28 protein-coding genes are annotated in these 25179 nt (G+C 34.6%); 1 reads left to right on the top strand and 27 read right to left on the bottom strand.

Features of this window, described 5'->3' with window-relative positions; all coding sequences use genetic code 11:
* Positions 1–49: 49 nt before the first annotated feature.
* The 22 genes from mnmA to R4Y45_RS03635 form a co-directional block, all read right to left on the bottom strand.
* Positions 50–1180 (bottom strand): tRNA 2-thiouridine(34) synthase MnmA, encoded by a 1131-nt coding sequence (gene mnmA / locus R4Y45_RS03740; protein WP_339970250.1) that lies wholly within the window; start codon positions 1178–1180, stop codon positions 50–52.
* Between the two features lie 11 nt (positions 1181–1191).
* Positions 1192–1536: a hypothetical protein gene (locus R4Y45_RS03735; protein ID WP_339969415.1), complete on the bottom strand. Its 345-nt coding sequence runs from the start codon at positions 1534–1536 to the stop codon at positions 1192–1194.
* A gap of 58 nt (positions 1537–1594) precedes the next feature.
* The gene (locus R4Y45_RS03730; protein WP_339969413.1) at positions 1595–2752 is read right to left on the bottom strand and encodes a cysteine desulfurase family protein; all 1158 of its coding nucleotides are present in this window, start codon (positions 2750–2752) and stop codon (positions 1595–1597) included.
* 20 nt (positions 2753–2772) lie between these two features.
* Positions 2773–3465 (bottom strand): 5'-methylthioadenosine/adenosylhomocysteine nucleosidase, encoded by a 693-nt coding sequence (locus R4Y45_RS03725; protein WP_339969411.1) that lies wholly within the window; start codon positions 3463–3465, stop codon positions 2773–2775.
* A gap of 21 nt (positions 3466–3486) precedes the next feature.
* Positions 3487–3711, bottom strand: a complete 225-nt coding sequence (locus R4Y45_RS03720) for a hypothetical protein (RefSeq protein WP_339969409.1) — start codon at positions 3709–3711, stop codon at positions 3487–3489.
* Positions 3712–3714: 3 nt separating this feature from the next.
* Positions 3715–4257 carry an NUDIX hydrolase gene (locus R4Y45_RS03715; protein ID WP_339969407.1) on the bottom strand — a complete coding sequence of 181 codons (543 nt, stop codon included), beginning with the start codon at positions 4255–4257 and terminating at the stop codon, positions 3715–3717.
* 54 nt (positions 4258–4311) lie between these two features.
* Positions 4312–4518, bottom strand: a complete 207-nt coding sequence (locus R4Y45_RS03710; RefSeq protein WP_339969406.1) for a cold-shock protein — start codon at positions 4516–4518, stop codon at positions 4312–4314.
* Positions 4518–7298: an isoleucine--tRNA ligase gene (gene ileS, locus R4Y45_RS03705; protein WP_339969404.1), complete on the bottom strand. Its 2781-nt coding sequence runs from the start codon at positions 7296–7298 to the stop codon at positions 4518–4520. The genes R4Y45_RS03710 and ileS overlap by 1 nt, the downstream gene beginning before the upstream one ends.
* Before the next feature lie 234 nt (positions 7299–7532).
* A complete protein-coding gene (locus R4Y45_RS03700) occupies positions 7533–8225 on the bottom strand; it encodes a DivIVA domain-containing protein (protein ID WP_339969402.1) in 693 nt (230 codons plus the stop codon).
* 6 nt (positions 8226–8231) lie between these two features.
* Positions 8232–9062 (bottom strand): YlmH family RNA-binding protein, encoded by an 831-nt coding sequence (locus R4Y45_RS03695; protein ID WP_339969400.1) that lies wholly within the window; start codon positions 9060–9062, stop codon positions 8232–8234.
* Complete coding sequence (locus R4Y45_RS03690) at positions 9062–9352, bottom strand: YggT family protein (RefSeq protein ID WP_339969398.1); 291 nt, start codon at positions 9350–9352, stop codon at positions 9062–9064. The genes R4Y45_RS03695 and R4Y45_RS03690 overlap by 1 nt, the downstream gene beginning before the upstream one ends.
* The gene (locus R4Y45_RS03685; protein ID WP_339969396.1) at positions 9352–9783 is read right to left on the bottom strand and encodes a cell division protein SepF; all 432 of its coding nucleotides are present in this window, start codon (positions 9781–9783) and stop codon (positions 9352–9354) included. Before R4Y45_RS03685 ends, R4Y45_RS03690 begins: the two co-directional genes overlap by 1 nt.
* A 35-nt stretch (positions 9784–9818) precedes the next feature.
* Entirely contained in the window at positions 9819–11180 is a 1362-nt protein-coding gene (ftsZ, locus tag R4Y45_RS03680) for a cell division protein FtsZ (protein ID WP_339969394.1), read from the bottom strand.
* Between the two features lie 20 nt (positions 11181–11200).
* Complete coding sequence (gene ftsA, locus R4Y45_RS03675; protein ID WP_339969392.1) at positions 11201–12601, bottom strand: cell division protein FtsA; 1401 nt, start codon at positions 12599–12601, stop codon at positions 11201–11203.
* 79 nt (positions 12602–12680) lie between these two features.
* Complete coding sequence (locus R4Y45_RS03670) at positions 12681–13556, bottom strand: hypothetical protein (protein WP_339969390.1); 876 nt, start codon at positions 13554–13556, stop codon at positions 12681–12683.
* Positions 13557–13583: 27 nt separating this feature from the next.
* Entirely contained in the window at positions 13584–14684 is a 1101-nt protein-coding gene (murG, locus tag R4Y45_RS03665) for an undecaprenyldiphospho-muramoylpentapeptide beta-N-acetylglucosaminyltransferase (RefSeq protein ID WP_339969388.1), read from the bottom strand.
* Positions 14685–16058, bottom strand: a complete 1374-nt coding sequence (gene murD / locus R4Y45_RS03660) for a UDP-N-acetylmuramoyl-L-alanine--D-glutamate ligase (protein WP_412747369.1) — start codon at positions 16056–16058, stop codon at positions 14685–14687.
* On the bottom strand, positions 16059–17027 hold the full coding sequence (gene mraY / locus R4Y45_RS03655) for a phospho-N-acetylmuramoyl-pentapeptide-transferase (protein ID WP_339969384.1): 969 nt from the start codon (positions 17025–17027) through the stop codon (positions 16059–16061).
* Between the two features lie 19 nt (positions 17028–17046).
* Positions 17047–19215 carry a penicillin-binding transpeptidase domain-containing protein gene (locus R4Y45_RS03650; protein ID WP_339969382.1) on the bottom strand — a complete coding sequence of 723 codons (2169 nt, stop codon included), beginning with the start codon at positions 19213–19215 and terminating at the stop codon, positions 17047–17049.
* On the bottom strand, positions 19212–19598 hold the full coding sequence (locus R4Y45_RS03645) for a hypothetical protein (protein WP_339969380.1): 387 nt from the start codon (positions 19596–19598) through the stop codon (positions 19212–19214). Before R4Y45_RS03645 ends, R4Y45_RS03650 begins: the two co-directional genes overlap by 4 nt.
* A 19-nt stretch (positions 19599–19617) precedes the next feature.
* Positions 19618–20574 carry a 16S rRNA (cytosine(1402)-N(4))-methyltransferase RsmH gene (rsmH, locus tag R4Y45_RS03640; RefSeq protein WP_339969378.1) on the bottom strand — a complete coding sequence of 319 codons (957 nt, stop codon included), beginning with the start codon at positions 20572–20574 and terminating at the stop codon, positions 19618–19620.
* A gap of 160 nt (positions 20575–20734) precedes the next feature.
* Positions 20735–21073: a hypothetical protein gene (locus R4Y45_RS03635; protein WP_339969376.1), complete on the bottom strand. Its 339-nt coding sequence runs from the start codon at positions 21071–21073 to the stop codon at positions 20735–20737.
* Positions 21074–21204: 131 nt separating this feature from the next.
* Here R4Y45_RS03635 and R4Y45_RS03630 point away from each other — a divergent pair, with 131 nt between their 5' ends.
* A complete protein-coding gene (locus tag R4Y45_RS03630; protein WP_339969374.1) occupies positions 21205–21318 on the top strand; it encodes a DUF4044 domain-containing protein in 114 nt (37 codons plus the stop codon).
* A 43-nt stretch (positions 21319–21361) separates the two neighbouring features.
* Here R4Y45_RS03630 and mreD read toward each other — a convergent pair whose 3' ends face one another.
* The 5 genes from mreD to R4Y45_RS03605 form a co-directional block, all read right to left on the bottom strand.
* Positions 21362–21889, bottom strand: coding sequence for a rod shape-determining protein MreD (gene mreD, locus R4Y45_RS03625; RefSeq protein ID WP_339969372.1), 528 nt, complete (start codon positions 21887–21889; stop codon positions 21362–21364).
* Position 21890: 1 nt separating this feature from the next.
* On the bottom strand, positions 21891–22751 hold the full coding sequence (gene mreC, locus R4Y45_RS03620) for a rod shape-determining protein MreC (RefSeq protein WP_339969370.1): 861 nt from the start codon (positions 22749–22751) through the stop codon (positions 21891–21893).
* A 43-nt stretch (positions 22752–22794) separates the two neighbouring features.
* Positions 22795–23793, bottom strand: a complete 999-nt coding sequence (locus R4Y45_RS03615) for a rod shape-determining protein (protein ID WP_339970249.1) — start codon at positions 23791–23793, stop codon at positions 22795–22797.
* A 91-nt stretch (positions 23794–23884) separates the two neighbouring features.
* The gene (locus R4Y45_RS03610; RefSeq protein WP_339969368.1) at positions 23885–24463 is read right to left on the bottom strand and encodes a JAB domain-containing protein; all 579 of its coding nucleotides are present in this window, start codon (positions 24461–24463) and stop codon (positions 23885–23887) included.
* A gap of 55 nt (positions 24464–24518) precedes the next feature.
* Complete coding sequence (locus R4Y45_RS03605; RefSeq protein WP_339969366.1) at positions 24519–25172, bottom strand: HAD family hydrolase; 654 nt, start codon at positions 25170–25172, stop codon at positions 24519–24521.
* Between the last annotated feature and the right edge of the window lie 7 nt (positions 25173–25179).

The following is a 25179-nucleotide window of genomic DNA, read 5'->3' as shown; positions in this document are numbered from 1 at the left end:
AACACAAAAAAACCGAATTAAACTCAATTAGAGTCATTCGGTTTTTATTTTAAACGTATTGTAATACTTTTTCATTTTGGTAAGCACGGTCAATCATACCGCCACCTAAACATTCTTCGCCATCATATAATACAACCGCTTGTCCCGGTGTGATTGCACGAACAGGTTCGTCAAAAACAACGTTAGCTGTATTATCATCAGCATTATAATGAACGGTTACACCGACGTCTGGTTGACGGTATCTAAACTTAGCAGTTACCTTGTAAGTCCCAGTTTCTGGGAATTTTGTTGTAAATGAAAAATCAGAAGCTTCCAAACGATCAGCGTAAAGATGCTCATTGTGGAATCCTTGATCAACATACAAGATATTATCGTTAATATCTTTTCCAACAACAAACCAAGGTTCATTTGATGACCCTTGAGTACCACCAATACCAAGTCCTGAACGTTGACCAATTGTGTAGTACATTAGTCCTGTATGAGTACCCATTTCAGTCCCATCAGGTGTCATCATTTTACCAGGTTGTGCAGGTAAATATTGACTCAAGAATTGACGGAAGTTACGATCACCAATAAAGCAAATTCCGGTTGAATCTTTTTTCTTAGCTGTTACTAATCCTGCTTCTTCAGCAATTTTTCTAACTTCGGGCTTAGTTAACCCTTGAAGTGGAAACATTGTCTTGTCTAATTGTGCTTGACTTAATTGACAAAGGAAGTAAGTTTGGTCTTTATTAGTATCGGTTGCACGCATTAAATGAGTATAGCCTGCTTCATCGCGATAGATTTTAGCATAGTGTCCCATAGCAACGTAATCAGCGTCTAAATCCATTGCGTAGTCTAAAAAGGCTTTAAACTTAACTTCTTTATTACACATAACATCTGGATTGGGGGTACGACCTTTACGATATTCAGCCAAGAAATATTCAAACACACGGTCCCAATATTCTTTTTCAAAGTTTACAGAATAATAAGGAATTCCTATTTTTTCTGCTACTTTTCGAACATCTTCGTAGTCTTCTGTTGCGGTACAGACACCAAATTCATCTGTATCGTCCCAGTTTTTCATAAAGACGCCAATAACGTCATACCCTTGTTGCTTTAACAACAATGCTGTAACGGAGGAATCCACTCCCCCACTCATTCCAACAACGACACGAGTCTTGCTGTTATCCAAAAAAATCAACTTCTTTCTTATTTATCTTCAGTAATAATATGTGCTTCGACTAAATCTTTTAAGATAAATTCAAGTAGTTCTTTTGCAGGTAATAGTTGCTCGTTTTTAAATAAGTTCACTTTTTGCAGACCATTTTTATCTGTAATAACCATCGTTAATTGGTTCATTTCTTTAGATACTGTAATTTTAAATCTCATAGTCGCATTATAAGGTGAATCAGTATATAAAGGACGATCAAAACTAAAGTTACCATTTTTAGTTTCTTTAAATCCCGCGTCAATCAATGAATAACGCTTGATTTCATCATCAACTGCAAACTGTCTTGAATCTCCGTTAATTGAAACAAATTTAGATTTTGCCATCATAAAACTCCCAACGAATTATTATTATAAAATAGATTAACGTAAATTGCACGCATTTTTACTTATTTTTTGTTAGTAATCGAGAAATAATCTTAATCAATTGACTGCCTAAGACTTCAACTTGTTCTTCCGTATTAAATTCGCCAAAACTAATTCGGATTGATTCTTGAACACGTGGACTATCTGGACCATACATTGCAGTTAAAACATGTGAAGGTTCAAGTGAGCCGGCAGAACAAGCTGATCCACCTGAGACCGCAATATGATTCAAATCTAAATTCATTTGGAGGCGATCTGTTTCAACCCCTTTTATCCAAAGATTCAATACATGATAAGAGTGTTGGTCTTCTAGTTGACCATTGACTTCAAACTCAATCTTATTAGCTTTTAAATAATCTAACAATTGTGTCGTTAATTGTTTGAAGAAAAGTTGTTTATCTTGTTTTGATTGGTCATCTAACAAGCTAACAGCTTTGGCAAACCCTGCAATAGCAGGAACATTTTCAGTTCCAGCACGTCGCTTGCTTTCTTGTTCCCCACCTAAAATAAGTGGCTTAATAAAAATATCTCGATTAAGATATAAAAAGCCAATAAATTTTGGACCATTGATTTTGTGTGCACTTGTTGAAAGCAAATCAATATGATCACGTTTCACATCAATACTATCTAAGCCATAAGATTGCACAGCATCGGTATGAAAAACAGCTTGGTGTTCCTTTAATAGCTTACCAATTTCGTGAATAGGTAACCTTGCACCAGTTTCATTATTAACACTCATCAAAGACACCAAAATCGTATCAGGTCTTAAAGCTGACTTCACATCATCAACACTAATGTTACCTTGAATATTAACAGGTAAATACGTAACCTCAAATCCAGCGTCTTCTAAATATTCTAGCGTTCTTAGAACTGAAGGATGTTCAATCATCGTTGAAATAATATGTTTGCCTTCATTTTGTTTGATTTTGGCTACCTGTCTAAGTGCCATATTATTACTCTCAGTTCCACCACTAGTTATAATAATTTCTTTATCAGTTGCATTAATACTTTTTGCTAAAATCTCTCGACTATCATCTAAAACCTTTTTAGCTTGACGGCCAAACTCATGGGTACTTGATGCATTTCCATAAATTGTTGTCATCTTATCAGTCATTTCTTCAATGACTTCAGGTCTCATCGCTGTTGTTGCAGCATTGTCAAAATATAGTGAACTCACTTATAAACGCCTCTTCTTTTTTATTTTAAATTATCTAAGAAGTGGAATACGATTTTTGCAGCATTTTTACCAGCAAATTTAACAAAATGATCGAATGTCATATCTGAACTCATATCACTCTTATCAGATATTGAACGAATTCCTACCATTGGTACTTGATAGTTATTCAATACTTGTGCAATCGCAGCCCCTTCCATTTCAACACATAAAGCATCTGGGAAGTTAGAAATAATATATTGTTTTGTTTCTAGTTTTCCAACAAACATATCTCCGGTCACAACTAATCCTGTTGTATTAGGAACGTGTAACTGTGTCAATGCTTCTAGTAATTGGTCATTGTAGTGACGACTAGTTTCATATCGTTCAGGTTGTCCTGGTAATTGTCCTAACTTGTAGCCATCTTGTGTAGAATCAGCATCATGATAAACTAATTCGTTTGCTACTACAACATCACCAATTTCTAAATCATCTGATAAAGCTCCTGCTGAACCTGTCATGATTACTAAATCGGGTTTAAATTCTTGCATTAACAATGTTGTTGTCATTGCTGCTTGAACTTTACCAATTCCGCTTAACACGATTACAATTTCAAAATTATGATAAGTTGCTTCATAAACTTCAGTTGGTCCAACCACTGAGCGTTTGATATCCTCAAACTGTTCTAAATAATACTCTCGTTCTTCTGACATAGGCACAATAATACCGATTTTCATTTCCATTTTCCTCACTTTAAATTAAAGATAAATCAAAACTAATATAGTTAAAATAATTAGCACGATTACCGCTAAGATGGCTATATTTAGTTTTTTCTTCAATCTTTTAGCTTTTTTTTCTTGCTCTTTAAGTTTATCAGCCTCGACTGAATTTTCCAATTCTTTATTGATTTCTAGCTGTTTTTCTGCTGACTTTTCCTGTTCTTTTGCTTCAAGTTCTTGTTGATATTCTTTTCTTGTCTTCATCTGCTACGACACCTGTAAAGTTTTCCAGTAATTAATTGCCATAATTGTTTTTAAATCAGTAATATCTCCATTTTCAATTAAAGCTTCAGCTTCTTTTAAAGATAGCCATTGAACACTTAAAAATTCATCTTCATCAAGTGAGCGTTTATGGGTTAATTTTTGCAAACTATCACAGTAATAAAACGACATTTTTTCATCACTAAACCCAACAGAAGTATAAAATTCATATATTTTTTGCCAATTATCAGCTTGATAACCAGTCTCTTCATTGAGTTCACGTTGAATTGCGGCTAAAGGCTCTTCAACTTTAGAATCTAGTTTACCGGCTGGAATTTCAACACTTATTGCTTTAGCAGGCTCACGCCATTGTTTAACAAACAGTGCTTTGTTATTTTGAACAGCTAGGCAACTAACTGCTCCATTGTGACGAACAACTTCTCGAGTTGCTTCTTGTCCATTAGGCAGTTTGACTGTCTCAACATCCACACTAATAATTTTCCCCTGAAACTTTTGTTCTCTTCTTAATTCAATTTCTTCGTAATTCATTTTCTCTCCTAATAAAAAAGAAAAAGCCGATAGCACTCAACTTTTTCTTTTGACTTAATCTAATACTGTAACATTAATAGCTTGGTAACCTTTTGGTCCCTTAGCTAATTGAAACTCAACGTTTTGTCCAGGTTTTAATGTTTTGAACCCTTCTGACATAATAGCTGTATAGTGAACGAAGTAATCTTGATCCATAAAGTCTTCATAAATAAATCCAAAACCTTTTTTTAGATCAAATTCTTGTACTGTTCCTTTTATCATTAATCTTCAAATCCTTCTGCTACTGCTTCTGGGAAGTCTGACTCCACAATTTTAGCACAGCGAGCACATAGTTCAGGTAGTTTTTCATCAACACCTGTATCTGTACATACCTTACGACATCTTGGACAAACCTCACCATCAGCGTGTTCAACAACGACTGCCATATCTTCATAGTGGTCAGCGTTTTCTGGTGCTTGATCATCACTTACAACAAGTTCTGATGTAATCAATAATACACGAACATCTGAATTCAAGCTATCTAATAATGACTTCACTTCTGAATTAGGATAAATTGTCACTTTAGACTCTAGTGATTTACCAATTACTTTTTGATTTCTAGCTTCTTCAAGGGATTTCAAGACATTATGACGGAACTTCATAAATGCTTGCCATTTTTCAAGAAGTTCAGCTTCATTTTCAAAAGTTTCAACTTCTGGCATTTCAGCTAATTGTACATATTCTTCAGGTTCTTTCAAGAATGACCAAACTTCTTCAGCTGTATGAGTCAAGATAGGTGTCATTAGTTTTGTTAATTTCACTAAAACATCATACATAACTGTTTGCATTGTACGACGAGCTTTAGAATCAGCTGATTCAATGTAAACAACGTCTTTAGCAAAGTCTAAGTAAAAGGCTGATAAATCATTTGTGATAAATTCAAAAACGAGTTTATAAACATCATTAAAGTTGTAACTTTCATAAGCCTCTTCAACCGCTTTAACCACTTGGTTTAATCGAACTTCAATGTATTGATCAGCACCTGGCATATCTTCAAAAGCAACACGATTTTCTTTTGGATCAAAGTCAGTTGTATTTGATAGCATGTAACGCATTGTATTACGGATTTTACGGTAAACTTCAGATACTTGTTGCAAGATTTCCATTGACACTGCAACGTCAGCACTTGAGTCAACTGATGAAACCCATAAACGGATAATTTCAGCACCCATTTGTTTAATAACTTTGTTTGGTTCAATAACGTTTCCTAGAGATTTACTCATTTTACGTCCTTGACCATCTAACACAAATCCTTGTGAAAGTAATGACTTGTATGGTGCTTGTCCATGAACAGCAACACTTGTGATGATACTTGAGTTAAACCAACCACGGTATTGATCTGATCCTTCTAAGTAAAGGTCAGCAGGATAGCTTACTTCAGGACGAGCTTGTAAAACAGCTGTGTGTGATGAACCTGAATCAAACCAAACATCCATGATATCATTTTCTTTTGTAAATTCACCGTTTGGACTACCTTCATGAGTGAATCCTTCAGGTAATAATTCTTTAGCTGTTTTCTTATACCAAACGTTTGACCCTTCTTTAGCAAATAAGTCAGCTACATGTGCAATTGTTTCTTTTGTAATGATAGCGTCACCATTTTCAGCATAGAAAATTGGTAGTGGTACACCCCATGCACGTTGACGAGAAATTACCCAGTCACCACGGTCACGAATCATATTATAAAGTCTTGTTTTACCCCATTCAGGTAAGAAGTTCACTTTATCAATTTCAGCTAAAATTGCTTTTCTAAAGGGTTCGATTGAAGCAAACCATTGTGTTGTCGCACGGAAAATAACCGGTTTTTTAGTTCTCCAGTCATGTGGGTAACTGTGAGTAAAGAATGATAGTTTAAGTAGTGAACCATTTTCTTTTAACTTATCAGTCACCATTTTATTACCATCATCATAGAATACACCTTCAAATCCAGGTGCTTCATCAGTATAATGACCAGATTTATCAATTGGTGATAACACAGGTAAGTTATATTTCATACCTGCGATAAAGTCATCTGCCCCGTGACCTGGCGCTGTATGAACTAAACCAGTACCACTATCTAGTGTGACGTGATCTCCCAAAATAACAAGTGATTCACGGTCATATAGTGGATGTTTAGCCTTAACATATTCCAAGTCTTGTCCCTTGATTGTTTTTAAAACTTTAACATCTTCAAATCCTAAAGTTTCGCTAACTGTTTCAAGCAAGTCTTGTGCAACAACATATTTTTGACCATCAGCTTCTACTACCGCATAGTCAAAGCGAGGATTAACAGCAATGGCTAAGTTTGATGGAATTGTCCAAGGTGTTGTTGTCCAAATAATCATCTTAGCGTCTTCATCTAAAATGCCCTTGCCATCTAAAATATCGAAGGCTACATACATAGATGGTGATTTAACATCTTTATATTCAATTTCGGCTTCGGCAAGTGTTGATTCAGAAGATGGTGACCAATAAACCGGTTTTTTACCTTTGTAAATGTAACCATTTTCATACATTTGACCAAAGACTTTAACTTCTTCTGCTTCGTATTCCGGTTGCAGTGTAATGTAAGGATGATCCCAGTCAGCTGCAACACCTAAACGTTTAAAATCTTCACGCTGTTTATCAACTTCGTTAAGTGCAAAGTCACGACACATATCACGATATTCTGAAAGTGAGATTTCTTTACGATTAACTCCCTTTTTAGCTAGTTGTTGTTCGATTGGTAGACCGTGTGTATCCCAACCTGGAATAAATGGTGTTGAGTAACCTGTCATTGATTTATAACGGACAACAAAATCTTTACTAATTTTATTTAAGGCATGTCCCATGTGAATATTACCATTAGCAAATGGAGGGCCATCATGCAAAATAAATTGTGGTTTACCTTCGTTTAATTCTAAACGTTTTTCATATAATTTATTTTCTCGCCATTCTTCTTGCCATTGGCCTTCGCGATTTGGTAAATTCCCACGCATTGGGAATTTTGTTTTGCCTAAATTCAAAGTTTCTTTTAATTTCATAATTAAGTTCCCCCTTTTTTAAAATAAAAAAGCTTTCATCCTATATAGGACGAAAGCTTCGCGTTACCACCTAAATTGTATCGGAATTCAAAATTCCATACCACTTAATTGATATGTATCGTATACCTCACGCTAAAGTGTTATAAACAGCTGATGGACTTCTTTAATCTGAATTTGTTGGACTTTCACCATCACCAACTCGCTTTGTTCGATTTTAAGCCGCTACTGTTCACTTTAGTTGTGTTTCTTGTAATCATCAGGAAATACGATCACAGGACCATCATCATTTGATGACTCTTGTGTTGGTGCACTTTCTTCTGATGGTTGATTAGTATGTTCAGATTGTACCTCTTCACTATCAGCTGTGTCAAGGCTATTTACCGAAATAGGTTCTTCGCCGTTTGCTGGATAGATACGTTGACGACCAAAGTATCTATCTAAGAAATATTGCCAGTCATCACTTTGGAACTCTTCTAGCTGTGTTTGTAGTAATTGGCTATATTCTTGTCTAGTTTCTAATATTCTTTGCTTAAGCAATTCATAATCATCACTTAATGACTTAATTCTTGATTGTGCTTGAGCTTCTTCGCGTTGAATTCTTTGACTAGTTTCCTCTTTTAACGATTCCACATATTTCTCAGCCTCTGAAACTAGGTTATTAGAATCAGTTTGTGCTTGATTTTTAATTTGTCGAGCAACTTCTTGTGCACTAATGATTGAATCATTAAGAGAATTCTTTTTATGGTCATATTCATCAAGTTGTTGATGCATAATTTGACGTTCTTGTTTCAACTGATCAATCTCTTGAATCATTTCGCTATAATCGACAATTACTTGATCTAAGAACTCATCGACTTGATCAGGATCATATCCCCACATTTTTCTCTGAAAATCTTTTTCATGAACATCTTTTGGTGTTAACTTCATTAAATTCTATCCCCTTTTCTTGTTTCGCCATAATTTAATTACTAATCGGTGTTTGCCTCGTTTTGTTTCGCCTTGTTCTCCAATAAATTGAAAGCGACCGAAGTGTCTAACACTAATATAATCATTCAACGCTATAGAATGAGACAGTTGTTTAGCAGCCAATGGCACCCAATTTCGCTTAACAGCTGATGATTCTACTAACTGTTTTACAGCAGAACGGCTTTGATTAGTGGCTGAAGCAATTAAATTATCAATTCGTTTTGAGGTCGTTAAAATTGACATTTCCTCGTAACTTTGTTCAGGAATAATCACTTGTGATAGCGGTACATCAAGCAACTTGATCTTAATTTTAAAAATCGAGTTAAACTCTCGTCGAACATATTCTGCTATCGTTTGATCAGCAAAAAATTGCCAAACATCACCTTGGTTGATGATATCCCCAAATAAATGAAATTCCACACCCAGTTGGTGCAGTGCTGCATAAATTTTTCCATGAGATAACTCATTAAATTTATTATTATAGCCAATTTCAAATGCCGTTATCTCGAAATCATCTTTATTAAAGTTAGACCTCTTTTCAGTCGTTAATAGTGCGCGCTTTCTTTCTGATTCTTCATGGTCACTGTGATATCCACCAAAGAAAGAAACTTGGCACGTTGTTTGAGACAATTTAATTAATTGATTCAAAATAAACTGCTCTCTCAAGGTTAAAAAAGGTGTTAGAACTTCTCCACTATATGAAAAATGAGTTTGATTAATCAAACCCACTAAATAATTGATTATTTTTTGTTCATTAGTTTCAAAAAAACTATAAAAGTCACTAGCTTGTAATTTCATTAGCTTAAAAGACTCCATATAAATAAAACGAAATTAGGAAGTATATAAGTCTGTGCAACATATATAATAAATATTCCTACAACAGGAGCAAAGCTAATTCCACTAATAGTTGGAATAAAACGTTCAATTGCACCAATATAAGGATCGACAACTCTTCCAATAAAACGACCGAATTTACTATTTTGCATAGATGGAATCCAGCTTAAAAAAGCAGATATTATAATTAAGAGTGAATATATATCAAGTGCAAATTTTATTATTTGATAAATAAAAATAATAAAATTAACCATTAATCCATATCATCCTTATTTTGTTCCATCATTTTTGTGATTTTACCGTCAATTTCAAATTTAGGAGGAGTAGCTAGAAAAATTTTGTCGCCAACACGTTCAATTTTACCGTTTAATGAATAAACTGTACCTGTTAAAAAGTCAACAACTCTTTTTGCTTGGTCATCTTCCATTCTTGAAAAGTTAATGATACATGCACCATTATTCAAAACTTGCTCTGCCACATTTTTAGCATCTGAATAAACTCTTGGTTCAAATAAGAAAATCTTATTTGATGGTTTTTTATCAGAGTTTAAAGGAACAACATTATCTCTTTTTGTGTTAGTAGTTTCGTTTTGCTGGTAATCATTTTCTTTTTCATAATCATAAGTTTCTTGTTCAATATCTTCGTCTCCGAAACCAAAGAATTTTTCAAATTTTTCAAAAGCCATAATGATTCCTCCTAAATATCTTCATTCATTATTAATTAAAATTTATTTTTTCGACGTCTGAAGAATGGTGGTAAATTATTATCATCATCTTCATGTGTTTCGACATCAGTGTTCACTGCGTTATCGTGCTTTTCAGTTCTAAAACTGCCAAAAGGATCTGATTCGTTGTCATCATCTAAATGCGCATCAAAGGACTTTGGCTCTTTGTTTTCTTTCCAATCTGAAGTTGGATCGAACGTACTTCTTTCTTTGCTACTATCGTGATTATTTTCAAAAGTAAACTCTTTTTGAGGTGCAGGTTTTACTTCTGCCTCTGTTTCCTTTTGTAACTCTTGTTGTGAGTATGCAGAATGTGTCTCAGACTGAGTATTTAAGCTTTGAGTTGGTTGTTGAGGGCGAGTATTTAAAGGTTCTTTACTCATTGAAGGTTTTACACTATCGCCGTTTTCAATACCTGTAGCAATTACAGTTACCACAACTTCATCGCCTAAACTTTCATTGATAGAAGTACCAAAAATGATATTAATGTCATCGCCTGCTGATTGACTCACAATACTTGAAGCGTCTTGAGCTTCAAATAAGGTTAAGTCAGGTCCACCTGTAATGTTTAATAGCACTTGTTTTGCACCATCAATTGAAACTTCAAGTAATGGAGATGAGATAGCTTTCTTAGTTGCTTCTACTGTACGGTTTTCTCCTGTTGCATATCCGATTCCCATTAAGGCTGAACCTTGGTTTTGCATAACAGTTTTAACATCAGCAAAGTCTAAGTTAACATAGTCAGTTGATGTGATTAAGTCTGAAATACCTTGAACACCTTGACGTAAGACATTGTCTGCTTCTTTGAAAGCTTCAAGCATCGGTGTCTTTTTATCAACAATTTCAAGTAATCGATTGTTAGCAATAATTACCAAGGTATCAACGAATTCCTTCATGTTTGAAATCCCTTGAGCAGCATTTTTGCTTCTCTTTGGTCCTTCAAATAAGAAAGGTCTCGTTACAACTCCAACTGTTAAAGCACCTGTTTCTTTAGCGATCTTGGCAACAACTGGTGCTGCTCCAGTACCAGTTCCGCCTCCCATTCCTGCTGTCACAAAAATCATGTCAGCACCTTTAAGTTCGTCTTCAATAGCTTGTGCACTTTCTTCTGCAGCACTTTCTCCAACTTCTGGGTTAGAACCTGCTCCAAGCCCACGTGTCAATTTAGGTCCTAATTGAATTTTAGTTTCAGCTTTTGAACTTTCTAGTGCTTGAACATCCGTGTTTGCTACGATAAATTGTACACCTTGTACGTCTTCATCAATCATTCGGTTAACTGCATTTCCACCAGCACCCCCGACACCAATCACCTTAATGATGGCGTTATTTGTATCTTGTGAATCAAATGAAAAATCCATAAAATATGTGCCTCCAATTATTAGTCAAAAAATTTACTCCAGAAATTTTTGAGTCTTTGTTTTCCTTGCTTAGGTTGTTTCTTGTCTGAATTCTGTTGATTAGATGAATTATTATTTTCTGATGATTGATCAAAACTGTGATCAACTGTCTCTTGTTCATCATGAGAATTGCTAGAAGAGTTAGGTTTATTAAACTTATTAAATAAATTATTATTTTTTTTATCAGAATTTACACTAACGCCTTTATTATCTATATTAACACTAATTAGGTGGTTAATTAAACGGTCAATATCCTTTATTTGAGACATATAATGGATAATACCGTAAACGTTTGTGTATTCGGGATGTCTCATACCCATTTGATCTGGACTGTAGATACGTGTTTGAATACCATAAAAGTTTTGAACAAACTCTTCTAGACCGGCTAGTTCAGCACTTCCCCCTGATATAACAATACCACCAGGAGCTTCTAGTAAGTCATGTCGATATAAAGCTGACCCAACGTTATCTAAAATTTGGTCTACACGAGCACTAATGATTTGAGATAGATATCTTTCATCAACAATATCCAAATTCTTTTGACCAATTTTTTCAACTGAGAAAGTGTCTTCAGGACGAGTTTGTGATTCCATCGCATTACCAAAATCAATTTTTATCTGTTCTGCTGAATTCTTAGATGTGTTCAAAACAACTGCAATATCATTAGTAATATCACTACCTGCTTCTAAGTCTACGAATGCATAACGCAATTGATTATGTTGAATAACAGAAGCGGTTGTTTGGCCGCCTCCAATATCCAATAAAATTGTGCCAAATTCTTTTTCATCATCAGTCAATGCTACTGATGAAAAAGCTAATGGTGCTGCTACAAAACTTTGACTTTGGTAACCCGCCGTCTCTATTGCCTTTTTCAAGTTATGCATAAGATATTTAGGTGCGGTCATCATAGTCCCTTTAACTGCTAGAACTTGTCCCATCATACGTCTTGGATCGCCTACGTTTCCCAAACCATTGACCTTAAAATATAGAGGTGTAAAACTTACAACTGCTCTATCGCCTTCAAGATGTAGCTGAAAAGCTTGGTTCAAAGCATGTTCAACATCTTGATTATTAATTTCTCTTGCTTCTTGGTCAATTTGATACTCTGTTTCAATAATTTTCAGTTGTAACATGTTAGCAGGAATAGCTGTTACCACCTGTTTAACATTATGTGTACCAGCTTTTTCTTCAACATTACTTAATACTTGTTTGATTGCTTCTGCTGTTTGATTAATATCAACAATATTGCCTTTATCTAATCCCTGAGTTTTAACAGAGGAAACCCCGATGATACGGATATCATCAGAGGAAATATCAGCAATTGTGGCTTTGACATTTCTAGTTCCAATATCTAAACCAACAACTAACTTTTGATTACTCAAAATTTATCCCCCTATACCTTAGCGTGGATGCTGTAGTCTAAATTAAATTTTATCATAAATTTTAATTATTACGATACTACTAAAGCGAATTATTATAGTTTTTTTCAGTTTCATCAGATAATGGTTGAGCAAAGTAGCCCACTTCAAAATCAATTAAGTATTTTTGACTAGCTAATTTTTCCTTTATTTTATCGTAATAATTCATTTTATCAATAATTGTGTCCTGGCTTCCAAGAACAATATTATTATCTTTCATCACCAACACAATTTGATTTTGCTTAAGACCATCTACCCGAACTTTGGCAACCTGCGTTTTAACCTTATCCGGTAACTTATTAATCAAATCGATAGTCTGTGATAGCCTTTCCTGATAGTTGTCTCCCTGAAAAGCATAATAAATAATATGATCTTTTGGCTCGTTTATATATTCTGGTGAAACGCGGCCATCTGATACAATGCGCTGATAACCAGAAGTAGTTTGAAAGTATCCGATAACCTCAGCGGGTACTGCTGTCATCTGTAGTTCATTGTAGTTATTAATTTTTAAGTCTAATCGTGCAATAGAGGGATAACCCTCGTTAATTTTATGACTCAATGTCCCTTGATTGATGTAAGCAACTAATACTTTATCATTAGGATTGAAAACAACTAATTTTTCCAATTCTTCTTTTGATACAATGTTTTCAGAATTGATATCGACTTTGCTGACATTCGATATGGGTGACATATAATAAAGACTTGCTAAGATAACTAAGATAGCAATTGTGAAAATTAATAGTAACTTTTTAACTAAAGAACGTCTTCTTTGACTTTTTAATTGAGTTAATCGATGACTAGCTTTTTCTGGCTTATTTTTTACTTCTTGCCCTTTTTGACTAATCCATCCATCTAACTCTTGTCGCGGATCTTTTTTTGTAAATTTTTTGGACTTATCTTGTTTTTTGTGACGTCCCATAATCATTCACCACCCATTTTCACTTTGTTATTGTGTAATATTATGCATTAATTCAATTAACCTATCACTGGCATCATTAATACCGTGTTTTTTAGCAGCAAGTGACATTTTTTTAGCATAAGAAGCATCTAACAAAATATGGTCAATCGAGCTAACAAAATTATAATCATTCAAATCACTTTCAGCTAGCACAACAGCCGCGCCTGTTTTTTCTAAATCTTGTGCATTTTTAGTCTGATGATCATGTGTCACATTAGGACTTGGAATCAAAATTGAAGGTGTCCCAACAGCTGTTAATTCAGCAATTGTTGTCGCACCTGAACGTGAAACCACGGCTGTTATTTCTGGCAAAATAGCCGTCATATTATCGATGTAAGGCATAATGACAATATTATCTTGTACTTCTAGCTGTTCGTTAGCAATCGTTTCTTTAACCTCATTATAGTAATGGCGACCTGTCACAAACATCACTTGATAAGGCTTTTGATTTAAAACGTCCAATGTGTCTAAAACTTTATCATTAATCGCCTTAGATCCTTGTGAACCGCCAAAAACAAGAACAGTTGGTACATCATTTTCTAATCCAAAATCAGTTAAACGCGCAAATTCTGTCATTTCCGCTACCTCTTGTGAACGAGGATTTCCGGTTTTAACTAATTTTTTCTTTTGTGAAAATTGAGATGCTGCACCGTCAAAAACGTAAGCAATTTTGGTCACAAAGTGAGATAAAAATTTATTAGTAATTCCCACAACAGAATTTTGTTCATGGATAATGGTTGGCACTTTAAGCCTTGAAGCTGCATACACAACCGCTCCACTAACATATCCACCACTTCCAATGACAACATCGGGTTTAAACTCTTTAATAATTTTTTTAGCTTCACGTACACTCTTAAAAAAGAGATTTAATGTTTTAAAATTATCAAAAGTTAACTTGCGCTTGAATCCCTGAATTTCTAACGATTTAAACTTAATACCTTCTTTTGGAACTAATTCACTCTCTAGCCCTCTTTTACTACCAACAAAAAGAACGTCCTCTAATTCGCCACGTTCTTTCATTCTTTTTATCAAAGCTAGCATTGGATAGATATGACCACCAGTTCCGCCACCAGTAACTAACACTCGCATTTAATTTACCACCAAACTCTTAACATATTTTATAAAACAATCGCCACGTTCTTCAAAACTCTTAAACTGATCCCAACTAGCTGCAGCTGGTGAAAATAAGATAACTTCACCAGGAACACTTTTTGAAAAAGCTAAAGGAACAGCTTGTTCTAAAGTATCAACCACACTAATATCAGTAATTCCTGCTTGTTTTGCTGCTTTTGCCATCAATGCCTTAGTTTCCCCATATAAAACAATTTTATTAACGTGTTCCTTCAACGCTGGAACTAATTCATCAAATTCAAATCCTCGATCTAACCCACCTGCGATCAATACTTCGGGCTTAGCAAATGAATTAATAGCAACTAATGCAGCTTCGATATTAGTAGCCTTTGAGTCATTATAAACTTTTCGGCCGTCAATTTCATCAACATATTGAAGTCGATGTTTAACCCCTGTAAAACTAGTTAAAGTTTTTTGAATAGCTTCATTTCCAATCCCCATTAGCTTCACTATAGCTACAGCAAAACTAATATTTTGTAGATTGTGCTGACCTGGTAATTTGATTTCATCAATCTTGATAACAGGTTCATTTTGGTAATATAAGAAACCGCTTTTAATTGAAATCGCAGACTCTGATTTACCTTCTAGACTGATTGGTATCAGTGAGGCTTGACTATTGTCTTCTTCTATTTTAAAAATATCTGGTTGATCTTCATTAACTAGGAGAAATTGTTCTGCAGATTGATTGCTAGTGATAGACAATTTGGCGTTTACATAATTATCAAAGGTTTTGTGATAATCCAAATGCGTAGGATAAATATCGATAATTGCTGCAATATCTGGCTTAATTGATGGCATTCCCATCAATTGAAAACTAGATAATTCAGTGACCAATACATCTTCTTCAGTAACATTTTGGACAACATCACAAACCGGAACCCCTATGTTTCCGACAGCATAGGCTTTACCTTTTTGCAAACCATTATTGAGCATATCTGTGACTAAAGTCGTCGTTGTTGTTTTACCATTAGATCCTGTAATCCCAATAACTTTAGCACGACAAATGGAGAAGCCAATTTCGGGCTCAGTCACAATTGAAATGTTTTGTTCTAAAGCTTTTTTAACCATCTGGTTTTCATAAGAAATACCAGGACTTTTAACAACAACATCAAAATCATAGTGATCAAACCAATCAAGTGCAAGTTCTCCTGAATGGATAAGCACACCCTTTGCTTGCAACTCTTGTGCGTTTTTATCTTGTGTTAAATCTTTAGACTCATTTAAAAATACCTGACAGCCTAAACTCAATAAAACACGTGCAGCAGAGTAGCCACTCTTTCCCATGCCTAAAACTAGAACGGTTTTATTTTTATAATCTGCATTTTCCAAAATTTAAATTCCTCCAAAAATCAAGTAACAGATTGAAGCGATTAAACCAACCGCCCAAAACAAGCTGTCTACTTGCCATTCATTCATACCTAACATTTCAAAATGATGATGAATAGGAGACATTTTGAATAGTCTTTTATGCGTCATTTTAAAATAAGATACTTGTAAAATAACGCTTAGTGTTTCTAAAACAAAGACAATTCCAACAATCAATAATGACCATGGACGGTCAAGTAAAATCGACACTGTTGCCAGAATGCCACCCAGTGCTAATGAGCCGACATCACCCATGAAAATTTTAGCTGGTTTTTTGTTAAAAACCATAAATCCAAGTAAACTTGCAACCAAAGTCACAATAAAAATAAAGACACTCAAGTTGTTTTGTTGATAAGCAATGATACCATATGTTCCAAAAGCAATAATACTTAACCCTGTAGCTAATCCATCTAATCCATCTGAAAGATTGACCGCATTAGAAAACCCAACAATCCAAATTGCATAAAATGCAAATAAAACAATTAAAGATGAAATTGTTCCAACGATTGGCACCTGTAAATCAGGCAAAATATTATTAGACGTTGCGATTATCAGACTGATAACTGCGGCTAATACTTGCAAGCCAAACTTTTGATAAGCTTTTAAACCTAAGTTTTGCTTTTTAAAAACTTTAATAAAATCGTCAAAGAAGCCAATCAAGCCATACACCAATAAGATTACAAGTAGTACATAAAAAGAACTAGTTACTGTATGGAATAAGCTTAAATATACAAAAGAGAAAATAGCAGTGATAACTAAGAATACAATCCCTCCCATTGTTGGAGTTCCTGCTTTTTTTTCATGCCACTTAGGTCCTTCTTCTCTAATTTGTTGTCCTTCTTTATGTCTTCGCAAATAACTGATATAAGATGGCATTGTTACACAGATACCTAAAAAGGTAATGATAATTAAAAACGCCACACTAATATTAAACATTTAATTCCCAACCTATCTTTTATTTTAATGTTACGGTAATCTGTCCGTTGTCAGCCAAAGGTTGTCCTTTAGCAATAGACTGGGCAGTTACAACGCCAGTTGTATTTTGATTATCGTAATTAATTTTTTGTCCTGTAAGTGATGCAAATTCATCTACTGTATCTTTAGTCCACCCCGTCATATCAGGCATCGTCAATGCACCATTCGTTAATAATAACAATTTCTTGGAAGTTGAAATCATCGTTGAAGGTTGCAAACTTTGACGAACGATTTGTTGGCCATCACCTAAGATAACAGGTGTTACGTTAGCTGTTTTACTTAAACTAGCCGCTTCTGAAACAGTTTTACCTGTGAAATCAGGTGCACTAACTGATGTTGGTGCTGTATTTGTTGAACTTAACACACGTGTCATTAGTGGTTTAAAGATATTAGACATAATTGTTTCTGCTGCTGCAGTCATTTTTTGTGGCTGTTTAACTGTGATATACAACGTGTATTTTGGATCATCAGCTGGTGCCATACCTACAACAGAGAAAATATAATTATTGTTTCCAGTCAAATAACCACTGCCATTTGGATTAGCAATTTGGGCGGTCCCTGTTTTGGCCGCAATATCAAATCCTGGAACTTTGTAAGCTGTCCCTGTTCCATAGTTTTGGTACACAACATCTTTCATGGCCGAAAGCACTTGGCTAGCCGTTTTTTCTGATACAACAGGGTCCCCTACGTTTTGCACTTGATACTGGCTACTATTTTCTCCTGTATTAGGGTCAGTAACATGATCAATGATTTGTGGTTTAACCATCTGTCCTTTATTAGCGATTGCACTAAAGGCTTGCATCATTTGAACAGCTGTAACATTAATCCCTTGACCAAAGGAATTGATAGCAAAGTCTAAATCTGTTTTAGACTGACGACTTCCGACAACTTCTCCTGGTAAAGTAATACCGGTTTTTTGGTTAATTTGGAAACGTTTAAGGTAATCGTTAAAAACGGTACTGCCCATTTGTTGTTCTAATTTAACCACCCCAACGTTACTAGACCTTGGGAATGCCTGAGAAAGTGGGATACTTCCCCAACCAGACCAGTTCCAGTCTCGAATAACTGAACCATTAACATTAACTGCACCGGATTGATAATACTGATTAGGATCATAGGTGCCATTTTCAATAGCTGCAGCAAGTGTCAAAATTTTCATAACAGAACCTGGTTCATAACCATCTTCCACTAAAGTATCTCGCCAGGAGTTATTCAGATTGTCTTTGGTTGTTGGGTTAAAGGTTGGTCTTTGTGATGCCGCCAAAATTTTACCTGTTTTTGATTCAGTTAAAATAGCATTCATCCCTAAAGGCTCATACTTATTTTGAGTCTCGGTTAACAATTCTTCTAGGTAACTTTGCAAACGACTATCAATGGTTAGATGAACGTCTTTTCCATTAGCTGCCTTTTGAATTTCTTGTTGACTACCTGGCATTTCATAGCCCCTTGCATCAACCAAGGCCTTTTTAACACCATCAACGCCTCTTAATGTACTATCCATGAACTGTTCAATTCCCATGTTCCCTTTGAGATATTGGCTATTATTTTCATTGGTATCCAACTGCGTAAGTCCAACAATATTAGAAGCAAAAATACCATTAGGATAAAGTCGTGAAGGCGTTTCTGTGAAATTAATACCTGGCAGTTGTAGCGCTTCGATTTGTTTTTTCATCTGTAACGACAAGTTTATACCTGCCACACCAAAACTAACTTGAAAGGCGTTTTTAGTGTTTAAATAGTTCAGTAGTTGTTCTTTAGAGGCAGGTAAAACTGTACTTAATTTTTCAGCAGTTTCCTCCTTATTAACGACATATAACGGTGTTTTTTTATCAATCGAAACCTGCGTATCACTCAAAACTGCGTATATAGAATACAGTCTTGAATCTGTTGCGATTACTTGATTATTATTATCGTAAATAGTTCCTCTATTTGCTTTTTCCGTGATTGTTCTATCATAGGCATTTTTGATTAATTGGCCTAAGTTTTGACCATCAACCTGACCAATGGTTGTAATATAAACAAACCTTAATGCAAAAATAACGAAAACTAAAAAGACAATGAGCTCTAAAAAAACACCCATCACTCGACTGTATTTCTTAGCTTTCGTATTTTGTGTTGATGATTTGTTCGTATTAGGTTTCATACTCATTTTTGAATATTCCTTATATTTCCTTCAATTAATTGAAGTTGATTTTGTTGGGCAACGCCAGCTAGTTTTTGATTGTTAGTCAGTTCACCAATATCTTGCTGTAAGTCAATATTCTTATTTTGTGCCTGTGTTATTGAACTGTTAACACTTTGTAAATGTTGCTGAGCTTGTGTGCTGAGAACACTGGTAAAGACTAAAGCAATCATTGCTACAAATCCAGTAATCCCTAATCCCAATAACATCATTTTTTCGGTAGCAGTATGTTTAACAGCTTCCTTCTTAGGCGCTTGACTTGGCTGACTTTGAGTTTTCATTTTGAAATTAGTTGGCTGCTTAGCACGATCATAATCATAATTATGTTTTCTTAGTGGACTATCTGCCATAATATTCCAGTTCCTCTCTTTATTGCATCTTTTCAGCGACACGTAATTTCGCACTGTGTGCACGATTATTATTTTCTAGTTCATCTTCACTAGCAGTAATCGGCTTTCGAGTTACTAATTTTAACTCAGGCTTAAGATGATCTGGTATAACAGGCATATTCCCCGGAACATCGACTTCTGAATGCTCTTTGAAGATGCTTTTAACAATGCGATCTTCTAAAGAGTGGAAAGAAATAACACTAATTCTTCCGCCCGGTTTAAGTAACGAAATAGCTTCTTCAAGTGACTTTTCCAATGCTTCCAACTCATGATTAACAGCAATTCGAATTGCTTGAAAACTTTTTTTAGCAGGATGTCCCCCATGTCTTCTAGCAAATGCTGGGATGGCATCTTTTATAATCTCACTTAGTTGAGTCGTTGTTTCGATTGGTGCAATTTCTCTTTGCTTTTCGATATTTCTTGCGATATTTTTAGCAAACTTTTCATCACCATATCGTTTCAAAATACGATTAAGATCTTGAAATTTCCAAAAATTAACAACTTGATAAGCATCTAAGGCCTGAGTTTGATCCATCCGCATATCTAACCTAGCTTCGTATCGATAACTAAACCCTCGTTCAGGGATATCAAATTGAGGTGATGAAACACCTAAATCGTAGTAAATGCCATCAACTTTTTCTATTCCTCTTTGTTCAAGTTGTTCTTTTATATTTTCAAAATTAGAGTGAATCAAGTTCAATTGAGAATGTTCAGGATTAGTCCCCGCATCTAAATAGTCTTTGTACGTTTGTGCTGCCTTATCCAACGCCATTGTGTCTTGATCAAAACCATACACCGTTGCATTTTTTATTTGGGACAATAAGTATCGGCTATGACCACCACCACCAAAAGTACAGTCGACGTAAATTCCCTCGTTTTTAGGATGAAGTTGATCAATGGTTTCATGTAATAATACTGTTGTGTGATTAAATGTCATAATTTTAATTCCAAATTTCTGTAGTTTAATTGAGTTATGTTCATGTTCATAAGTGAACTAAATACACTTAAATAAACAGGCTCTTGTATCTCAAATTTACCATAAATTAAGGCTTTAGACTAGTCGTTTTATCCATTTGATGTGAGATTATATTGATTCTTTATAAAAATTTGTGTAACATAGTCAAAATAATCAAAATTAACAAACTAATTATTGATAAAAATGACTGAAATCGACAAAACTTAGCCAAAAAAACCTTCATATAAATATTACGATTAACAATCGCTGTGTAGATGGCATAACCACACAATAAACAAGCTAATAAAATTAAAATCACTGGTACAACATGAATAAAATCATTAATCAGCGATAAATTAATTACAGCTGACCATGCAAAAATAGAAAACACATCATAACCACTAAAGTATTGGCTATTTTTCAAGAGCATTTCTGCTAAATAAGAGACAATTAGCCCCACAGTAATAATAATAAAAATCAAGTGTTTCCCCTCCTCGTCCTCTTAGTTTATATTAGTTTAATTAGTCTCACTACTTTAATTAGTCTCACTACAACGGATTGCAATTATTAATTTCATCGGTTACAATTTCAATTAATAAAGGAGTTTTTCAAATGAACAAAAAAAAGAGTCCGTTTCAAATTGTGACAATCGTAGTAGCTATTTTTATGGCTGTACTTATGCTAGCCGGTTTAATTATTCCGATTGTTTCTCAACTTTTTAGATAACATTAAAAAAGCAAGTATCCAATTTACAGAGATACTTGCTTTTTTATGTTGATTTAATAAATGGATATTTTTTAATATATGAAACAAATAATTTGTCTAAGATAAAAAACAAGATCATTGTTAAAATAAGTGTTTTTAAAACCGCTGGCAGACCGTAAACAAGACCCGATTTTGTTTGGATTCTAAAAACTAGTGTCATGATACCAAATGATAGTTGATATCCTAAAGTACTCATTAACACAATAAATGCTCGAGCTAATTTAATATCTGGAAACTTTTTGGCGTTGATTTGTATAACGTAAAAAATGACTGCATATAAAGTAGCATTAATCCCAATTAAGCCGGCGTAAAAGATATCACCAATCAGTCCAATTCCAATAATGACATAAACCCAATACCTATTTGAAGGGTTATAAAAAGCAATTAGAGACTGAAAAATTAAAGACAGCTGCACTGGAACGATGATTGCATTATCACCTAATAATGGTGCTAATGATTTAGAAAGCACGCCATCTACTATCAAAAACAAGAATAGTAACAAAGGTAATATCCATTTTTTCAGCATTTCCATACTATCGGTCCACACTTCTTAACACCACCGATACTATTGAAAAATTATTAATATTGGCTGCCGGCTTTATCTTGATAATATTTGAAAAGCCATAGTCCCCTGCATCTGATTTTTCGACGGTTCCAATTAGTAATCCTTTGGGCGATGCATCTCCTAATCCACTAGTATAAACCTCTGTCCCTGGTTTAATCTCAGTGCTTGAATTTACCTGCGTCATTGAAAGCGTACCTGATTTGGCATCATACCCTGATATAACTCCGATATTACTATCTAATCGATTTTCTGCACCAGTTTGGACAGAAAATCGGTTGGACGAACGAGAAGTAGTTGAAATCAACTCAACTTTTGCACTAATATTGTCGGCTTCTAAAACACGCCCAACCACGCCTTTATCCGCCATTACTGTCATTCCCTTTTCAATACCACTTTGACTACCTTGATCAATAATCACAAGGTTAGACCAAGTTGCTGATGGACGAGAAATGACTGATGCGTTAACCAGCTTATAGTCAGTTAATGTTTTTTTCAAATCTAAAGCTTCCTTCAGTTCTTCATTTTCATCCGCAACAGCTTTAGACTTAACCTTAGTCTGTGCTAAATCGTCTAACTGTTTTTTTAAGTTTTCATTTTCTTGGTACGTATTAGCCAACTGATTAACAGTTGAAACACCCGAACTAAACCAATTGACTGGAACATTAATAACTCTAGTTACAACTGAAACACTATCATTTAAAAATGTTTGCAGAAAAAATGGTTTATCTTGTTTTCTTTGCAAACTAGCAGAAGTAACAATCAATCCGATAACTACCACAACTATTGCAAAAATAGACATTATTTTTTTGTTTTTGAGTATTTTCTTCATTTGCAATTAGTCCTAAATACTAAAAAGCGACCTTTAGTCGCTTTTATTTTTTGCGCATTACATCAATGCTTTTTAGAGATTCTCCTGTTCCAATAGCAACACAATCTAGTGGATCTTGTGCAATAAATACTGGAACTTTAGTAGCTTCAGAAATCACCTCAGGTAAGTGGTTTAAAAGTGCACCACCACCTGTTAATACGATACCGTGATCAATAACGTCAGCTGCAATCTCTGGTGATGTTTCTTCTAACGTTTCTTTAATTGCAACAATAATTTCTTCAACCACCTCATGAATGGCCTCAGCAATATCTTTAGGAGAAATTTCAACAGATTTAGGTAATCCTGTTAATAAATCTCGACCTCTAATTGACATCTTTTCTAACTCTTCAGATTTTTCAACAGAAGCAGAAGCAATGTTAATTTTGATATCTTCAGCTGTACGTTCCCCAATTAATAGGTTAAAGTGTTGGCGAACATGAGAAACAATCGATTCGTTAAAACGATCTCCAGCCATACGAGTTGAGCGAGATGACACAATCCCACCTAAGGAAATTGTCGCAACATCTGTTGTTCCCCCACCAATATCAACAACCATGGACCCTGTTGGTTCCATAACAGGAAGTCCTGCACCAATAGCTGCTGAAAAAGGCTCTTCAATCACGTAAGCGTCACGTGCGCCAGCAACTTTTGTAGCATCAATAACTGCGCGTTTTTCAACTTCTGTTACCCCACTTGGGACACAGACCATTACAAACGGCTTACTATTGCCAATTGTTTTTTCCATAAAGTATTTCATCATGGCTGCAGTTGTATCATAATCAGCAATAACCCCGTCTTTCATAGGTCGTATTGCTTTAATACTTCCAGGAGTTCTCCCAATCATAGCTTTAGCTTCTGACCCAACGGCTACTATTTCTCCAGTTTTCATATTCTTTGCTACAACAGAAGGTTCTCTTAAAACGATACCCTTACCTTCCATGTAAACGATGGTATTTGCTGTTCCTAAATCAATTCCGATATTTTTTGAACCAAACCCAAACAATAAAATCGCTCCTTTTTCATGCATACATATTCTAAACCAGTATATCATAAGGACTTTACACGAAAAAGAAATATTAAAGGTTTGCTAACAATTAAATAAAATCATAAGATTTCAAACTCATAAAATCATTTTTTGAAACAATAAAATGATCCAAACATTCAATCCCCATCAATTTTCCTGCTGCTACCATTTGTTTTGAAAAACTAATATCAGCACGAGATGGTTCTAAATCTTCACTAGGATGATTGTGTGCCAAAATAATCTTGGCACTTTGATTGAGTATTGCTAGTCTAAATATCTCTCGAGGATGAACAACCGTATGAGTTAATGTTCCCTTAAAAACAATCTGCTCACTAATAATATGATTTTTAACATCTAAACAAACCAGTAGCAATACCTCTTGATTAAAGTTGACTAATAAACTTTTTAGATGCTCTCCCATCAATTGATTACTGGTATATTTTGTAAGCTTTTTTAACCGCAGTTGTTTGAATCTATTGACAATTTCTTCAAAAATATCTTGTTCTTGGTTGCAATTATCAGTCAAAGATAAGCTAGTCACATATTGATGTAAATCTGTGACAGTAGTCTGCTTAGTAAAGTGACTCATAAATTTGATTAATAATTCTTTATCAGATGCTTTTATAACTTGAATTTTATTTTTAAACATAATTCTTCTTCCTGACGTTTGACTGTAGTCATTAAATACGCCAAAAAGAAATTTATCAGTTAAATTGACTTAAAGAATCTAATGTCAACGTTGCTTGCTGTCGTTCTTTTGCTGTTGCATCCCTTAAATCAGGGACCAATACACTATCAATTCCAGCACCATTTGCCGCTTTTATACCAGGACCTGAATCTTCAAAAACAATCAACTGACTAGGTGCAATTGCCAGTTTCTTCTGAGCTGCACAATAAATATCCGGACTAGGCTTTGGTTGGTTTACAGCTTCATGACTTAAAATCACATCAAAACAATTCCGAATTGCTAATTGAGTTAACACCTGCTCAATAAATACGCGATGATTATTAGACGCAATCCCTAGCTTTACACCCGCTTGTTTTAATTGATTAATAAGTTGTTTAACACCTGGCATTAGTTGTAGTTTTCCAGAATTTATTGCCTGTTCCACATAGCTATTGGTTTGCTTCATAAAATTAGCAAATGTTTTTTCATCGATAAAATTTAAGTAAAATTTTTTAAACTGATCAGAAGAATACCCTTTAATATCTAGATAAGCTTTTTTGGGAATTGGGAGATTATCTTTTTCAATAACAGCAAGCCCTGCTTCATAATAAAGTTGCTCGCTGTTAATCAACAACCCATCCATATCAAAAATTGCACCTTTAATATCTTTACCTAACTGTGAACTATACATCCTAAAG

The sequence above is a fragment of the Holzapfeliella saturejae genome (genome assembly GCF_037546065.1).
Taxonomy (GTDB): Bacteria; Bacillota; Bacilli; order Lactobacillales; family Lactobacillaceae; genus Holzapfeliella; species Holzapfeliella saturejae.
This window is presented reverse-complemented; position numbering and strand designations above follow the sequence as displayed.

Bases quoted from the DNA above. Each gene is read 5' to 3' on its own strand.
- R4Y45_RS03695 (WP_339969400.1), bottom strand. From the start codon at position 9,062: ATGAAATTACAAGCTAGTGACTTTTATAGTTTTTTTGAAACTAATGAA.
- R4Y45_RS03690 (WP_339969398.1), bottom strand. From the start codon at position 9,352: ATGGTTAATTTTATTATTTTTATTTATCAAATAATAAAATTTGCACTT.
- R4Y45_RS03630 (WP_339969374.1), top strand. From the start codon at position 21,205: ATGAACAAAAAAAAGAGTCCGTTTCAAATTGTGACAATCGTAGTAGCT.
- ftsZ (WP_339969394.1), bottom strand. From the start codon at position 11,180: ATGGATTTTTCATTTGATTCACAAGATACAAATAACGCCATCATTAAG.
- R4Y45_RS03645 (WP_339969380.1), bottom strand. From the start codon at position 19,598: ATGGCAGATAGTCCACTAAGAAAACATAATTATGATTATGATCGTGCT.
- R4Y45_RS03610 (WP_339969368.1), bottom strand. From the start codon at position 24,463: ATGTTTAAAAATAAAATTCAAGTTATAAAAGCATCTGATAAAGAATTA.
- mreD (WP_339969372.1), bottom strand. From the start codon at position 21,889: ATGGAAATGCTGAAAAAATGGATATTACCTTTGTTACTATTCTTGTTT.
- R4Y45_RS03605 (WP_339969366.1), bottom strand. From the start codon at position 25,172: ATGTATAGTTCACAGTTAGGTAAAGATATTAAAGGTGCAATTTTTGAT.
- ileS (WP_339969404.1), bottom strand. From the start codon at position 7,298: ATGAAATTAAAAGAAACTTTGAATTTAGGCAAAACAAAATTCCCAATG.
- R4Y45_RS03700 (WP_339969402.1), bottom strand. From the start codon at position 8,225: ATGAAGTTAACACCAAAAGATGTTCATGAAAAAGATTTTCAGAGAAAA.
- mraY (WP_339969384.1), bottom strand. From the start codon at position 17,027: ATGTTTAATATTAGTGTGGCGTTTTTAATTATCATTACCTTTTTAGGT.
- R4Y45_RS03720 (WP_339969409.1), bottom strand. From the start codon at position 3,711: ATGAAGACAAGAAAAGAATATCAACAAGAACTTGAAGCAAAAGAACAG.
- mreC (WP_339969370.1), bottom strand. From the start codon at position 22,751: ATGAAGAAAATACTCAAAAACAAAAAAATAATGTCTATTTTTGCAATA.
- R4Y45_RS03710 (WP_339969406.1), bottom strand. From the start codon at position 4,518: ATGATAAAAGGAACAGTACAAGAATTTGATCTAAAAAAAGGTTTTGGA.
- rsmH (WP_339969378.1), bottom strand. From the start codon at position 20,574: ATGACATTTAATCACACAACAGTATTATTACATGAAACCATTGATCAA.
- R4Y45_RS03735 (WP_339969415.1), bottom strand. From the start codon at position 1,536: ATGGCAAAATCTAAATTTGTTTCAATTAACGGAGATTCAAGACAGTTT.
- murG (WP_339969388.1), bottom strand. From the start codon at position 14,684: ATGCGAGTGTTAGTTACTGGTGGCGGAACTGGTGGTCATATCTATCCA.
- R4Y45_RS03715 (WP_339969407.1), bottom strand. From the start codon at position 4,257: ATGAATTACGAAGAAATTGAATTAAGAAGAGAACAAAAGTTTCAGGGG.
- R4Y45_RS03685 (WP_339969396.1), bottom strand. From the start codon at position 9,783: ATGGCTTTTGAAAAATTTGAAAAATTCTTTGGTTTCGGAGACGAAGAT.
- R4Y45_RS03670 (WP_339969390.1), bottom strand. From the start codon at position 13,556: ATGGGACGTCACAAAAAACAAGATAAGTCCAAAAAATTTACAAAAAAA.
- R4Y45_RS03650 (WP_339969382.1), bottom strand. From the start codon at position 19,215: ATGAGTATGAAACCTAATACGAACAAATCATCAACACAAAATACGAAA.
- R4Y45_RS03725 (WP_339969411.1), bottom strand. From the start codon at position 3,465: ATGAAAATCGGTATTATTGTGCCTATGTCAGAAGAACGAGAGTATTAT.